4 protein-coding genes (1 of these 4 cut by a window edge) are annotated in these 17,259 nt (G+C 37.2%); all 4 read right to left on the bottom strand.

The features are described 5' to 3' along the window. On the bottom strand, positions 1-257 hold the start of the coding sequence (locus PHE88_11025) for a PorV/PorQ family protein (protein MDD5688352.1). It extends 679 nt beyond the left edge of the window; only the first 257 of its 936 coding nucleotides appear in the window; it begins with the start codon at positions 255-257; its stop codon lies off the left edge, out of view. 103 nt (positions 258-360) lie between these two features. Further along, the gene (locus PHE88_11020) at positions 361-1,368 is read right to left on the bottom strand and encodes a FecR family protein (GenBank protein ID MDD5688351.1); all 1,008 of its coding nucleotides are present in this window, start codon (positions 1,366-1,368) and stop codon (positions 361-363) included. A gap of 53 nt (positions 1,369-1,421) precedes the next feature. Next, positions 1,422-2,933 carry a carboxypeptidase regulatory-like domain-containing protein gene (locus PHE88_11015; protein ID MDD5688350.1) on the bottom strand — a complete coding sequence of 504 codons (1,512 nt, stop codon included), beginning with the start codon at positions 2,931-2,933 and terminating at the stop codon, positions 1,422-1,424. A gap of 155 nt (positions 2,934-3,088) precedes the next feature. After that, on the bottom strand, positions 3,089-17,017 hold the full coding sequence (locus tag PHE88_11010) for a fibronectin type III domain-containing protein (GenBank protein ID MDD5688349.1): 13,929 nt from the start codon (positions 17,015-17,017) through the stop codon (positions 3,089-3,091). Positions 17,018-17,259: the final 242 nt, after the last annotated feature.

The following is a 17,259-nucleotide window of genomic DNA, read 5'->3' as shown; positions in this document are numbered from 1 at the left end:
TCCTCAAAATATTTCAAATATGTCGCGGTTAATTCATTATTTTCCAACCGTGTTAATGACGCCGGATTATAATATATAGCATTTACATCGTCTGCTACGGCGATGTATGCTCCACCCATTGCTAAAGGTCGAGCCCCCATACCAACCTTTAAAAACTGGGCTCCGGTTGTTCCTACGCCTTTGCCATAGAGACAGGAAGTAGGAAGTAGGAAGTAGGAAATAACTGCGATTAGAATTAATTTAATGTTTTTATTCATAATAATCTCCGATAAAGTCAATTAAAAAGATTATTAACACCATTAAAAGATTAAAAAATTTAGAAATCTTTCAATCTTTTAATATTTCAATTTTTTAATTGTTTTATGATTTCTTCTTGAACTTAAGTAAAATTTCTTTTTCCCCTTCATCTGATTTTATTTTAATTTTAAGATTTTTATTTTTAGGTAGCGAAGCAGCAATATTTAAAATTGCCGGCGTATAATTTTCCACAAAAGCTATAATTGAAAAAGTACCTGCTATTTTTACTTCTATTTTTACAGATGCTTTAGCAACACCTTCCACAGGGGTTATCTGTAGTTCTCCGCTCCATACTTTACCGTCATTTGAAAAAAGTATATCAGGTGATTCAGATTTTAAAGTAATCGTCTCTTTTGATGTTTTATCCAACTTACCATTAATATCATTTACTGAAACATTGATTTCAAAAGGAACAGAAGATTGCGGTTTATTAGAAAGCGATTTAATACTAATCGCACCCTTTGATACAATTTCGTCCTGCCAATTTGATTGTTCTTCTTTTTTCGTATCACTTGGTGGTTCAGGCGCCCCTGCACCCACAGTTGTTTTTTTACCTTTTTTCACATTTACTTCTCCGAAATTATTCTTTACATTTACTACTCCTTCAAATACGGTTAGGTCTAACCTGTCGCCTGATAAATCTGTGTCAAATTCAGTTCCTCTAACCGCTACTATAGCAACAGGTGTATGTATTTCAAATTTTGTCTTGGGTCTGACCTTTGTCCAAACCCGCCCTGCTTTCATTTTAATTTGAGAACCTATCTTTTCCAGTTTCTCGGCAATAACAACAAAAAATTCGGTATTTTGATTACTTTTTATCATGGTACCGTTTGTAAATGTTACCGCTGATTGCGACTTAGTCAGTGTTTTTATCGTATCGCCTTCATACAAAAAATCTCCTACTTTCGCTTTTTTCCAGTCTTTCCCTTTATTATTCAAAACCTGAACACTGCCTTTAGTGTTTGTAACAATACCTGCCATCTGCGAAGAATAAAGAATACAAGAAAAACAATAAAAATAGGATAAAATCAGAAAAACATGAAAACTACATTTTTTAACTATTAATTTCATATGTATACTCCATTACTCCGTTTTAAAATTGTTATTTTTTTTTAACAATTTCATTATTCAACTACTATTTCAACACCGCTGATTTTTGATTTTCCACTTTCAAGTTCTGACATAATTTTATTAATATCCTCTTTAGTCTCTATAGAATCAATTTCATAATCTTCAAATAGTTGGAAAATTTTATCATTTGCTATATACTCCTTGAGCTTACTCCAACATTTCTTTTCATCATTTGAGTAATCAATTTTCTCTGCTTCTGCGGCTGCTGCTTTAGAACCGATAATATTTAATTTAAAATCAACATTTGTGTATGCTTTTGACTTATCTACTTTTACGATTGCTTCCGCATCAACATAACCGCTTGCAGATGCTTTTAGCTTATATTCACCAATTTCCAAATCTTCTATTTTGTACTCGCCGCCCGAGTTTGTTTTAACGCTGCCTTTCCCGGCACCATCGTATGAAACAACTGCATCCGGAAGTTTATTTCCGTCAGCTGTCATAACAGTACCAAGTATTTTTGCCTTTTCAACCACTACCGTAACAGTTGAACCCACAACTGGGGTGTAAACAGATATTTGTTTTGTCAAAATATTATTTTTTGAATAATCATCATCAAAAGTAATAGATGCCATCGCTATATTTGTTCCGTATACATTTGTTAAAAAACTAATATTTTTTATTTCACCCGAAGCAATACTATCAATATTTTGAGTGCCAACTAAACTACCGCTAAGATAAAGTGATACCGGTATTGAACTCTCTGTTTTACCACCTTGATTCTTCACGCTGACAATAACCTTTGGTAAATATTGTTCGGCTTTTATATCTAAAATAGCTAAATCTTTTGAGGTAGAAACTACCGCAGAAGCTTTTATAGTAAAATTAGAAGGTGTGGCTGTTTTGGCTACTATATTATTTGAAGCATCCAAACCTTCTACTTTCCAGTAATATATAGTACCGGCAGAAAGTTTTTTCCTAACATCAGCCGGATCCGATGGATAAGTATATTGTGTCATATTTGTTTCATCTGTAAAAAGACAATTGAAAAATGCAGCGTCATCATCTACATAAATACGGTATTTTGCCGCACCGGATGCAACCCACCTGAAAATAAGCGGGTTATCAGTTAAATCTCGCGCATAGTTTGACGGGTAAGTAAGTGTCAGGTTAGGCGAATACACTGAAAAAGTGGTCTCCTTCATAATAGTATTGGCAAAGACAACAAGTCTATAATTACCGCTTGTAGAGAAAAAGTTTGTTATTGGAATATATCTTAAAAATGAGGCACCTTCACCAATGGTCCCGGGTATGGAATTGCCGGTGTGAGTAAACCTGCTGTTTCCGGCAGCATCATATATTTCAAACCTGAAATTAATTCTGTCAAGAACAGTGTTATTGAATACCGTAACGTTAAAGTTGACCTTTTCTGTATTTGAATAGTTACTTCTCAACCCACCCAACTGGTCAGTCACAGTGACACTGCGAATTTCTAACGCCCTGGCAGATTGATAGGCTATCATACTGATAAGTATAAACCAAATCATTTTTTTTGTTTTTTTCATTTTAGCATCCTTAATTATATGAAAATGATCTTATCACTACACAACATATTGCAGACCAAGGGTCTGCAACTACACAATTACGGAAGCAGAGCTTCGCTCTGCCGCTACATTGACTATAGGCTCCCAGACACCGGACATTGGACTTCGGACTGTCTTTATTTAATTATCGCTAACTTCTTTTTAACTGTTGCTTTTTCACCTGTGTCAAGTTCTTCTAACTCAAGCACATAAATATATATACCGCTTGAAATTAATGAGCCATCCCCGTTTTTAAGGTCCCATATAAATTCATATTTAGGCGGTGTTTTTGTTATTTCATTGTTTTTTATCTCACGTACTAATTCACCGGCAATATTATATATCTTGATTTTTGCAGTATGATTAGTATTTGGCACAGCATATCTTATTGTTATCTTATTAATTTTACTTGGGTTTGGATATGCGTAAACCTCATTTGATATTAGTCCTAATGCCCACTTAAAATTGACTATTAATTTTTCACCTTCACGTACTTTCAGCTCTGATAATTCAGACATTTGAATCCCGTTAAAAGCTCTGGCTAAATATTTTCCCGGTAAGAGATTAGGTATAATGTAATTTCCGTTAGAATCCGTATTTATTTTTGCAATCACCCTGCTGCGCTGCAACAATTCCACATACGGCTGCTGGCTTGGGGCAAATTTACCGGCAAAACTGGCACGGCTGCCAAGTGTAATTTTTCCGACAAGCTGGGCAAGCTGATATTGTATCTCTAACGTAAATAAAATATCTGTGCTGTTCTCAGGGATATCCGCTTTATAGACTCCCGATTCAATATCGTCAACCATCCAACTGCTAACAACACGATAAACACCGTCATCCATATTTTCAAATAAGTAAGAACCGTCGGTTTTTGTAAATGTCTCGAAAAGTTTTGCAATACCGGAATTGTTATATAACTGCACAAGAACTCCCGTGATTGACTGACCGTTGGCTTGAGTCACCTTTCCGGAAATTGGACCCTTAACAATTGAATCGGGTGTTTGAATAATAATTTCCGTTGGACCGGTTTTTATATTTTCGCCATTTACGGAATACAAACGATAATAGTATGTTGTACTTTGCGTAAGACCTGTGTCTGTAAAAGATACTGAAACGGTAGAAGCAATAAGCAAGAAGTCAGAAGCGAGATTACTGGAGGAACGATATATTTCATATTTTGTATCAGGTGAATTACCATTTTCTCCCCAGGATAGCCCTATCCAGTTAAAATCCTTTGCGGAAAAAGCAAAATTAGAAGGTAAGCTTGCCAAAGTATATTTTGAAATAATTACAGAAGTACTCGAACCACCTAAATTATATACTTCTACACAACGACTATATTGTATATTTGGCGAAAGGTTTGTCTCTACCCAGCTTGTTGCATCAACCGATAGCGCATCTTTTAAAATAACACCCGTGGATGTTTTAACACGATAACCATCTTCATTAGTAGCTTTATCGGTCCAAACCCATTTGATTGAAGAATTGCTAACTCCTGTTGCCGTTAAATCTGTCGGTTGGTTAGGTTCAGTAATCATTATATAGAAAGTAGCTGATGCTACCGGTGATTGAATATGACTGACAATATCCCATGCACGGGATTCAATTTTATATTCATTATTCACTCTCCAGGAAGGTACACCCGTATATGTCCAAACACTTGCTCCTGCAGAGAGAGTTGTTGTAATCAAGTAAAGTGTATCTGTCCATATTGCTCCTGTCCAGTAACTGGATGAATAAGTTAAATCCCGTATTGTTATGTCAACAGATGCGACACCACTTACCGTATCTGATGCTGTACCGGAAATCGTAGGTAAATCTATATATGAGCTCCCATTATTCGGTAATGTTACTGAAGATTGTGGCGCTACCGTATCAAAAGCAAATGTATTTGTTGCATACGCTATCGTCCAATTATTAGAAGAATCTTTTGCTTTTGCTACAATCGTAACTCCTGAACCGTCTGACCCGGAAATATTTGCATATGTCCATGAAGAAGTCCACAACGCACAACCATACCATGTCTCTGATAATGTATAATCGTTAATATTATTCCAGTACAATCCATCAGCTATACGTCTTATAGAAACTACTACTGATGAAACAGCAACATTATCTGAAAAAGTACCTTCAACAAGGGTTGGTGAAGCCTTATAAGAACCGTTTGCAGGTTGTGTTATAGTAACCACCGGTGGTGTTGTATCAGTAGGCGCAGCCGCAGGTAAAGTTTCCGTTGAAATGACCGACGAGTAATCTGAATATATATTATCACCATTTTTAGCGTTTACGCGAACATAATAGATTGTACCCGGTTTTAAACCATACAATTCTGATGTAACCGGATCAAACGTAGAAGAAATTGTGTTACCTAACACAAAATTCACATTATCTGTAGATTTTTCAATATTGTAAACAGTATCTACATTATTATTATTATGCAGCCAGTTTAAATATATAGCATAACTTGAAATCATAGTTACATACGGACTTCCAGGAGATGCAGTCGCGGTATAACTGGTAATTGAAACGGACGACCAACTGGAACCACTTGCATTTACTGCTTCTGCAAACCTTGTGTATGCTGTATTTGTAGAAAGTCCTACTTCTAACCAGTAGGTTGTTCCAGTAAATGTTGTGTTCGCTAAATTAGGTGATAGTCTTGCCGCTATATCTTTGCTGCTAGAAATATATAATCCTATCTCATTAGTGGAATTATCATCAAACTGCCAGTAGATGGATGTAGTACCTAATAATGCTGATACTTTCAAGTTTGAAGGCGCAGTAGGAGCAGCAGATGGTTTTGTGGTAGTACTGGATTGGACATATGATGTCTGGATTTGGTCGCCATTAAATGCTATTACTCTAAAATAATACTCGGTTTCAGGACTTAATAAAGATACTGTTATAGTGTTATTAATAAGATTATTCGCAAAAGTTACTGCTGTGCTAACTGTCGCACCATAACACTCAGGATTACTGGATAAAATAACACCATATTTTGTTCCGTTAGGATTGGTGTTTGCAAACCATGTTAATGTTGCACTTGACGAATAAACATTAGTAAATGTAAGGTTTAATGGTGACACAGCCGCAGTGTAACTTGTAATTGAGACGGACGACCAACTGGAACCTGCTGAATTTACTGACTCGGTATATCTTGTGTATGCAGTATTTGTAGAAAGTCCTAATTCTAACCAGTAGGTTGTACCAGTAAATGCTGTATTTGCTAAATTAGGAGATAATCTCATTGTTATGTCGTTTGTTCCACTGGAAAGATATAATCCTGTCTCATTAGTAGAATTATCATCAAACTGCCATTGTATGGATGTCGGACCTAGTGATACTGTTTTAAGATTACTTGGCGGTACAGGCGGTCCAATTAGTGTAACAATTGCAGAAGATGTTTGGGAATATGCTGTCTCAATAGCACTCCCATTATATGCCCATACTCTGAAGTAATATGTAGTCTCCGGAGTAAGGTTAAATGCAATAGTAGTATTATTTATGAGATTATCTGCATATTTGACAAACGTACTGACTGTAACACCTACAAATTCAGGGCAGGTTGATTGAGCCACCGCATAAATAGTATTATTTGTTGGATTGTTGTTTATACCCCATTGAATTGTAACACTGGATTGACCAATATTGTTAACTGAAATATTCAATGGCGTGTTTGCTAACGTATATTTAAATTGTGATGATGAAAATGCACTACCGGATTCGTTATATACCTCAATATATGTTCCTGTAGAAATGTTTGCGGATAGACCTTTCTGCGTCCAAGTTATAGTATCCGTTGGCAAAGAAACCAATATAGCATTATCAGCCGCACGTCTTATGTAGTAACCATCTTCGCTATTTTGTCCGGAATTTGTATCTGTCCATGACCACTGTATAGATGCAGTAGAGAGTGCATTTCCGACATATCCAGAGATTCCAATTGAATTTACAGAGCCTGCCATGGTTCTTGTTGATATAGGTGTCTCATATCCATAGTTCATAACAGAATCCCCATTTTCCGACCTTACTTTAAAGTAATAAGTCACATATGGTAAAAGATCAGAAAGTATGGCTGTAGAAGTCGAATAAATACCATTAATTTCTTCCTGGAAACTATTAAATGTTGAACGTGATATCCAATAATTAGTTCCGGGCTCAGGATTACCGTTAGGTTGCCAGTCAAGTACTATAGTATATGATGAACGGCCGATAATTGTCAGTTTGCTTGGAACAGAAGTAAGTGTGTAGGAACTAATTGATGATGACCAAGAACTGCCGTAAGCGTTTTCGGCTTCCACATATCTGGTATATTTAGTGTTAGTAGAAAGTCCTAATTCTAACCAGTAAGTTGTACCTTTAGTTACCGTGTTTGCTAAATTAGTTGATAAACGCATTGTTACATTTGTTCCACTGGAAAGATATAAACCCGTCTCATTTGTTGAATTGTCGTCAAATTGCCAGTAAATTGATGTAGGACCTAACAGTGCCGATACTTTTAAATTTATCGGTGCAGCAGGTTCAGCAGATGGTTTTGTTGTTGTACTAGATTGGATATATGTTGTTTGGATTTTGTCACCATTAAATGCTATTACTCTAAAATAATATTCTGTTTCAGGACTTAATGAAAGGAGTGTTGTTGTATTAGCAGTAAGATTCTCAGCATAAGCAACAGTTGTACTTACTGATGTGCCATAGAAATCAGTACTGCTGGATAATATAACTCCGTATCTTGTCCAGTTAGGATTGGTGTTTGTTGACCATGTTAATGTTGCACTTGATGAACCAACATTAGTAAATGTAAGATTTAAAGGTGCAGCTGACGCGGTGTAACTTGTAATTGAAACAAGTGACCAGGAACTTCCAACAATGCTTCTTGACTCAACATATCTTGTATATACTGTATTTGTTGAAAGTTCAATTTCCAACCAACTTGTTGTACCGCCTGTACCGGTTATTGGTCCCAAATTCTCAGAAAGCCGCTTAGTAACATCATTAGTCCCGCTGGACACATAAAGTTCAGTTTCATCATTTGCATTATCAGTAAACTGCCATTGAATGGAGGTTGTGCCTAATGAAGAGATTTTCAAATTTGATGCTGCGTTTACAGACGGAACTATTCTGAAAGTTGAAGGTGAAATACTATTTATAATCGGATAATTGGTAGCATAAACTTGAACCTTTACATTAGTTGAAATATTATTTGGTATTGTCCAGTCAAAATTTATTGAAGGAGAAGACACATTTGCTACAAAATTATCAGTTGTAAAATTGTTTGTTGAATATTTAATCGTAAAATTCTTTATTGAGCCATATGTGGTCCAAACAATTTTTGTTGAAGTTCCAATTAAGAATGATTCACCAGCACCCGGTCCCACCCCTGCTATTGAATCATTTCCAGGCCAAAAAACTCTGTCGTTCGGTTCTGCTTCGTAATCAGAACCAGCTTTTGCTCCCGTCGCATTCTGCATAACAACAACTCCACTTACAAGATTTGGAGCATAGATATTTGTGAAGACTGTCGACCCAAACTGATGTCCTATAAATGTAAATGTTCCGGGAATTATTGTATAGTCAAGTGATAACGCACGGTTTATTGCTGACATCGGATCTTTATAGACGATATAGTTCAAATTAACAATTTTTGTATTACTGGATATAAAAAGAACATCAATATTATCACCCGCCGACTGTAATGTTATTCCTGTAACATTTACTGTTGAAACAAAACATCTTAACGTATAAAATACGCTGCCAGGATTAGTTGAAGTTATCATATTATTTGATGACTGGGAAATGAAGAATCCGCCGGTATCAACTGTCAGAAGATTTCCTCCGAGTTTTAGAACCGATGCAGGATTAGAGCTTGGCAATAGAAGCGTTCCCCCGTTTAGTACATTTACCGCACCCACAAGCGTCGTAGTAGATGAACCGATATCCAATTTCGCATTAGAACCACTAATTGTAGTTGCACCTTGAACAGTAGAACTTGAACTAAGCATATTTAAAGTTCCGGTACTAATTTCCAGCCACCCGCCAATTGTTGAAGCATTAGAAAATATTGATACTGTTTTGTTTGATAACTTATTCAATCTAATATTACCGAATGTAGTACCTGTATTTACATAAAGTATACTGTCATTATTACTACCAAATGTTACTGTTGAACCCGCAGTAATGAATGTACCTGAACTGGTAAGATTACTCCATACTTCAATATCATTATTTGTTATATCCAATTTAGCGCCCGGTTTTATATCTAAATTATTCTGTATTTGTCTACTCCCTGTCCCTGTATAACTTAACCCTATAGAATTGTCAACAATAATGTTATAAAAACCAAAACCGGATGGAATTGTTTGTGCTGATGTTCCATCAAAAACCCATGTTGAATTACCGGCATTCCAAGCATTTAATGACATTCTGCCGGCAAGATTATATTGATAACTTCCACAATTAACTGTTCCGGCAGAATGAGTGAAGTTTCCATTTATATCAAGGTTTGCACCAAGAGTAAGAGAACCGATACCTGTGTGCATGAGACAATAAAATGTTACCGGTGATATTAATGAAGAGATTATCTGTGTCCCGATACCATCAAAAGTCATTGTTGATATTCCCGCATTAAATATTCCATCCATCTGATTAAAGTTTCCTGCAATTGTATGTTCATAGGCACCCGCATTAAAAGTTCCAATTTGAATTGTAAAATTCCCGTTTATATCAAGCGGTTTCGTAGGTATAACTGTTGAGGACGAATTAACAGCAAAATTAGCAAAATTGCATACGGGAACAGAACCATTTATAAATTGCCCAAATCCGGGAGAATTGAATGTCACTGTAGAAACACCTGCAATAAATGTTCCGTCCTGCTGCCAATTATATGAAACATTTATCTGTCTATTATTTGCATCAAGTGTACTACCTCCAGTAACACCCATATAGCCAATATTTATATCTGATTGAAGTGTAACAGTGGAACCTGCGTATGTAAAAATAGAAAATATTTGCAACGGTGAAGTTGAAAAAAGAACTTTATTACCGCTATCGCCTCCTATACCAAGCGTTCCACCTATCATTGCGAGCGTTCCGTAGTTGTAAATTCCACCACCGGTACCGGATGAGACAGTTAACTGAGGTCCCGAAACCGTCAACCTTCCTCCATCTTCTACAGTAAGAGAATACAACGAGGAAGTGCCCGGTGTTAAAGTTATTGCGTGATTTGACCTAATTTCTACAGCATCACCGGCAAGAGGTGTCTGCCCACCAAACCACATACCAGCAACATCCCAGTTTCCACTGCCAATTGTCTTTTTCCATTTATACGTAAACGTGATACCTGCACCGGATGTCTCTAAATTACCAACTGTATCCGACGCCCTTGAAACCACCCAGTAAGAACAACCCGGTGTCAAATTGGCATCTGTAAGTCCGTTATACTGCCATACAATTGGTGATCCAGTCGTATTAAGCCATGTTGTTGAATCACCATTCCATCCACTACCTGTCCAATATTGATTATCAGACCATCGTTTTATCTGCAATACAACTTTGTTAAGATTGTAATTGTCTCCAGCAGTTCCCGAAATTGTTGAAAGTGTTTCATAATTTGTCTCACTGGGATATGACACTCCTGATGCCGGCGGAATAGTATCTTTTATCACATAAAAAACGTCGGGTATAGTTGTTGTATTCCCTGATACATCCCATGCCCGAACAGAAATCCAGTTAGTAGTAGGAAACGAAAGCAAGGTATTAAAATCAGCATCAAGGTTCCAGTCGGTTTGATAATATGTCGCAGAACCGCCTAAAGGAGCCGTGATATTTGTCCAATCCTTTATAATTCCCACCTGACCGGGTTGAGAACAAGCTTTGTATTGAATTGTATCCAAACCACTGCCCCCGTCATCATAGAAATAAACCTTATAGGTTGCTCCTGCCACATTTCTTACAACATTATCTCCTGACTGTAAATTTTGAATTGTTGGTGGAACGTTTTCTTTCCAAGTTATTATTGCACCATTAACCTCGTTATCGTAGCTTTCACCCGATTTTGCCCCGGATGCGTTCATAAATGTCCAGTTGATTCCCGAACCATTTGCTTTAACGTTATAATCCGCTGTTCCAAGAGCATCATTAAAAATATTGCCATAGAACGTAGCTGAGGACGTAAGTCCGTTTACCCTGATGTAACTTGAATCACCGGCACTATCTTGTATACTATTAAAAGTTCCGGTACTTAAATCAATAACATTAGCCCCTGAAGAAATCACTACACCATTTGACGTAAGGTTTGAAAACACATAACTATTCAAATTTGTTGTTCCCGATGAATAAAATCCATAATAAACATTGCTTGCTGCAGAGGTTGATATAGTAGGATACAAAAGACTACCTCTCATTTGAATCTCGCCACCGGTGCTAACGGTTAACTTTGTTCCAACCGGTGAATCATTAAATTCAATCTTCTTTTGAACGAATGAGTCAGCAGATGAGGAAACCGTTACAAAATAAAACATGTCACCTACTGAATAAACATCCGATTGTATGGTGAATTTTACTCCACGGATATTTGATGTATATTCCACACCATTATCTAATACATTACCCGGATCATCCGTATATAACACACTGCTTGTACCCCTTTTCACCGTAAAATTCGGGTCACCGGTACATTTCACTTCCCACAATTCAGTCGCTGTTTGATAATCATTAGTCTTTATCCCATATATTGAACCTGTACCTTTTAATGTTGCATTGGGTTCTGTTGCAGTTGAAACATATAACACATCATCATAATTACTCTTTAAGGTCTTGCCGCTATCTACCTGATAATCACCCCAGATTTTTACTGTGCCTGTTGAATTATCCTGATTATATGAAACAAGGTAAGATCCCGCAGCAGTCATTCCTGTTGTATTTACTTTTGTTGTAGAATTTAAACTACAATCTTTTAAAGTCAGTGTTAAAAGAGAACTACCTGAATAATCTATATCACCACTTACATTATTTCCACTTTTACCCAACTCACAGTTCACCACTGTATTATTTATGGAACTCTTTACACGAATGCCCCGGATAGTTGAGTAACAACTGTTATTGCTTAATATGTTATTGTTGGAACTGTTTTCAAAGTAAATACCATTTTGAGTATTTGAGTAACAGCTGTTACTGTTTACTATATTATTAGTGGAACTGTTGTAAAGGGAAATGCCATGCCTACTATTTAAATAACAGTTGTTATTAACAATTGTATTGTTATTGGAACCATCAGAAAGGTAAATACCATCACTAGTATTTGAGTAACAACTGTTATTACTTAAAGTGTTATTGGAACTGGCTTGAACAAAAATACCTTGAGAATTTGAGTAACAACTGTTATTGTCTAAAGTGTTGTTGGAACTATAGTAAAGATAAATGCCATAATATCCATTATGGATACTGCAATAATTTACTTTTCCTTTTGTTCCTGAACCATCAAAGGTTATTCCATATTTTCCTATATCACTCATTCCCAAGCTGCTTACTTCAACATAATACATATTAAAGTTTGCTTCTGCCTGTGAGAGGTTTCTTATATATGTTTTATAAGATGAATTATATGATGTGATTAAACAGTTCCTATTAGATGGCGTTGTTGTAGTGTTTCCCTGAACATCAAATACACCACCATTGTTCACAGTTATTCCATATTCACCGGCAGAATTACATTTTATCTTTAGTACTGATATATACCCTGTATTCGGCGGCATAAGGAATTGCCCACCACTTTGTATATCAATACCTCCTGCTACAATCATTGTCCTTGAATCAACCCCCGCATCAAACTGTAATTTTCCTATAATGGTAATTGTTGAACAGGTAACATTTGAATCATTTCTATTAAATGTGACAATACGACCACCATTAATTTGTACTCGTTGATACGGTGATGGAACATTACTGCCTTCCCACGTATTCTGGTCATTCCACACACCACTATTGACTGCCATGATAATAGATGGTATATAAATATAAGCTTTTGTATTTATAGTAGCGAAATCTTGTTGTGAACTCCACAGTGACCAATTACCTGCCTCATCTTTTGCTTTTATAGCAAACCAGTAGGTTGTGTTAGGACTTAAATTATAAAATGTAGTTGTACAAATAGTTAGTGGCGCCACATTACTGGTTGTGATATCAACAATATATGTAGTAACAGGCGGAGTATCATAATTACCTGCTGTAATTATACCAACTGTAGAATATTTTATCTCGAATTGCCCGGTTAAATTACCGACAGTTCCATCAGCACCGGGTGCTGTCCATTTTAAAACAATCTCGCCTTCATTATTGCCTGGTAAAGCTGTTAAGTCCGATATAGCTGCAGGTGGTAATGTAATAGTATCTATATTTATTGTGTAACTGGCTGACTCGGCAAGATTACCCGCTTCATCCCGGGCTAAAAACTGTATTCTGTTATCTGTACCCTGTTTGAATTGAATCGCTGTTGCTGTTGAAAACTGTAATGATGTAGTTCCATCAATGCCTGTTGTCCGCACTATATTTGTTGATGTAATTATCTCTGAATTTGTCCATGCATTTGTTGAGTACTTTACTGCACAAGAATTATACATCACTGCTATCTCTTCCGCACTTAATGTCCGCTCCCATATCCCCACCTCATCTATATATCCGCCAAAATAAGAATTAGCATTATTGCGAGCACCAATAAATACATTATTATTTATACCTAAATTACCTGTCACACTTGCCTGTTTCGCCAATATTCCATCTTTATATATTTTTGCTGTTGAACCATTATATGTAAATACCATATGATGCCATTCATTCTGTGGTACTGTAACGCCTGAAGGTGCCCATCCCCCGGTTCCATTATATGGTGCAGGTGCATAAAAACCCCAAGTATTATTACTTGCTCCCATATCGCCAAACCGCCAATCACCGGACCTACCAACTGCTATTTGCTGGTCTGCATCAGATGGCTTTGTCCAGTTTATCCATGCCGATACCGTTATTTTATTAATTAAATTTGTTAAACCTTCTCCATTAACACAATTCACATAATCAGCGGTGCCATTAAAATACAACATATTCTCATTCCCACCTGTTGTCTTCCATGTTGGAATACTTGACCAACTAGTACCCACCCTTGCCCCATCATTACCATAACCTGAATAATCTGTAGTATCTCCATTCAAATGCATCAACAGGACACAGCCACTGCTCGCTACTGTTTCCGTCATTCCAACCCTTAAACCTGAATAATTTACATCCTGAACATTAATTTGTATTTGCGGTGTTGATATATTTACATATGATGTGCTTGCCGCCCAGCCTCCTGTGGATGTCTGGACCAACAGATTACTAAATACAGCATCAGTCAAATCTAATTTGAATGAGCGGGTTGAACTCCATGCACCATAATTACCATCACTGTTTTTTGTTTTTACTCGCCAGTAATACAATAAATTTTCCGATAAAGAAGTTATTGTCGCTGATGATTGCGTTGCGTTGCTGTTTTGATTTATAGAACCAAAATTTATATCATCATCTATCTGTAAATTATATTCAGCTGCACCTGTCACATCACTCCAATCACAAATACCCGCATTTGTCCATGTCGCTGTTGAGGGATAGTATAAAGTAGGTGCCGGTAATAATACACTGGTGTAAGAAATAGTTACATCATCTATAATAGGTGTTTGTTCGCGAGGTGGAGTTCCAATAATTCCTCCGGGTGACATGTCAATTCTATATTGAAGATAACGAGCACTTATGTTTAATGCATTACCATTTGAAACCTGGGTAAATGTGGAAATAACTTGTGTGCCTGAAGTAGCGGTAGCAATCCAAACCGCAACTACACTTCCTGCAGGGTTATTGGATTGAGTCCATGAGATTGAGTTGATAATATCTGTATTGCCAAAATCTATAACCGGTGAAAAATAAGTGCCGGAAGTTGTATATAACCGCCACTCATTCATTGAGTTAGAATAAACTTGCGGTTGTGGAACTCCACCACTGTTTGCACCACCTGCCAAATAAAACCTTCCATTATAAGTAGTCATAGCATGACTATCTAACTGTAATGGCAAAGTTTTAGGCTCAACAGTCCATACACCAACACCGCCATTTGCAGTGATAGTTGATGAATACACTGTGTTCTTAGCTCCGCTATTATTTCCTCCGGTCACGACAATTTTATTATTATCAATGCACATTGATAGATATTTGGCTCCACCACTTGGAAGTGAGAATGGCTCTTGTGTCCAACTTCCTACCGTGGCATCACCATTTATAGGAGCAGTGTAAACACATGACGAAATAGTAAAACTAAAATCCTCTCCTCCAGCCACATAAAGTTTTCCGTTATAGATAGACATCGCATGACCGTAAAGTGCTTTAGGAAGAGCAGTTTCTACATTCCACACTCCTACAGTACCATTTCCGGAAACAGAAGAACGATAAACGGTGTTTTGAGGTGTACCACCATTTATACCTCCAACCACATAAAGCGAAGAACCCCAGGCAACCATAGTATGATAATCAAGGTTTTGCGGAAGTGTATTTCCTTGCGCACCCCAAACTCCGATGCTACCATCTCCATTTATAGGTGCAGAATAAACAGTATTGGAACTTAAACCACCCGCCACATAAAGTTTTCCGTTCCATACCGCCGCTGCATGATTATATCGCCCTTGAGGCATTTGATTTGCTTCGTTGGTCCAACTTCCTACATTTCCATTCCCGTCAATTAAAGACGAATATACGCTCGGTGTAGAAATACCGCTATTAAATCCTCCGACAACATAAAGCCGCCCGTTGTAAGTTGCCATTGCAAGCCCGCTGAGACCTTGGGAAAGATTATTGGATTCTGTGACCCAAGATTCCTTGAAGATGCTTTGGGATTTCACAGCAATCATAAAAACCGTAGATTTGTTTGCAAAGGTTTCATCTTGTCCTCCTATGACATAAAGAGTTCCATTCCATGCACCCATTGAATGATAGCATCGTTTTCCCGGTAGAGCAGTTACTGATGACCATGTTCCCACATTTCCGTTTGCTGTTATAGATGCAATAAAAATCGTATCTAATACACCGGAACCGCTATAACCTCCGCTGACATAAAGTACCCCATTATAAACAGACATAGCGTGATACTTGAATGCAATGGGAAGTTGTTTTGTTTCTTGAGACCACACCCCAACGGTTCCATCAAAATTTATGGAAGCCGAAAAAACTAAATCTGAATAAGTTGCACCCCATCCACCTACAACATAAATCTTATTATTCCAGATACCCATTGTATGTCCATATCTTGCTGATTGAAGAGCATTAGGTTCTACTTTCCAATTTCCTACTGAACCGTTAGCATTGATTGGTGCAGAATAGACAGTAGTTTGAGGAGCATCGCCGCCACTACCATCGTCTCCACCGGTAACATAAAGCCGGCCGTTCCATGCTGACATAGCATGACTATGACGAACTGCAGGCAATACATTGGCTTCTATCGTCCAACTTCCAATAGAACCATTAGTACTAATGGATGCAGAATAGACCGTATTCACAGTAGTACCGCCGTTCTTACCACCGGTTACATAAAGTCGTCCATTCCAGGCAACCATAGCGTGATAGTAACGTGCTTGAGGTAGAGAATTAATTTCTGTATTCCAACTACTAATAGTACCGTTAGGATTGATTTGTGCAGAATAAACTGTTGATTCAGCAGCACCGTCACCTCCACCGGAAACATAAATTCTTCCATTCCATGTCGCCACAGCGTGAAAAACCCGATTTAATGTCAGAGATGTTGTTGTACCTGTAGATTCAATTCCAGAAGCTTCGAAATCCAACCGAAGATCAGATGATGTACTCGCGGTAATTCCCCAACCTGTAAATGTACCGCTTGAAAAATCTGTTGTTGTAGTGTGAATAATATTATCTGCACAGGCAAAATTAGAATAAAAAATGGTAATAAGGTATAGCAATAAAATGGAAATGCCCCGCACAATAAATATACGGGGTAAAGTTCCTATTTTAATGATTTTTTTGTTTTTCATATATTTTTAACAGGTGCCTACAACAACTATAACATAAGCAGAGATTAGCTCTTCGGCTACATTATTGGCACCATAAGATGGTGCGGCTACAATCAACATGAACAAACCCGGCAATTACACCATATTTATAAAGAATATTTTGAATTTTGTCAATGTGAATTTTTACACATTGTCACTAAAGACAGGAAGTAGGAAGCCCGCCACTTAACCTTGGCGAGGCAAGTAGGGAGTGGGAGTTCAAA

It is taken from the genome of Elusimicrobiota bacterium (genome assembly GCA_028718185.1).
In the GTDB taxonomy this organism is placed as follows: domain Bacteria; phylum Elusimicrobiota; class UBA8919; order UBA8919; family UBA8919; genus JAQUMH01.
The sequence above is the reverse complement of the archived record's forward strand: the minus strand, read 5'-3'. Positions and strand labels throughout refer to the sequence as shown.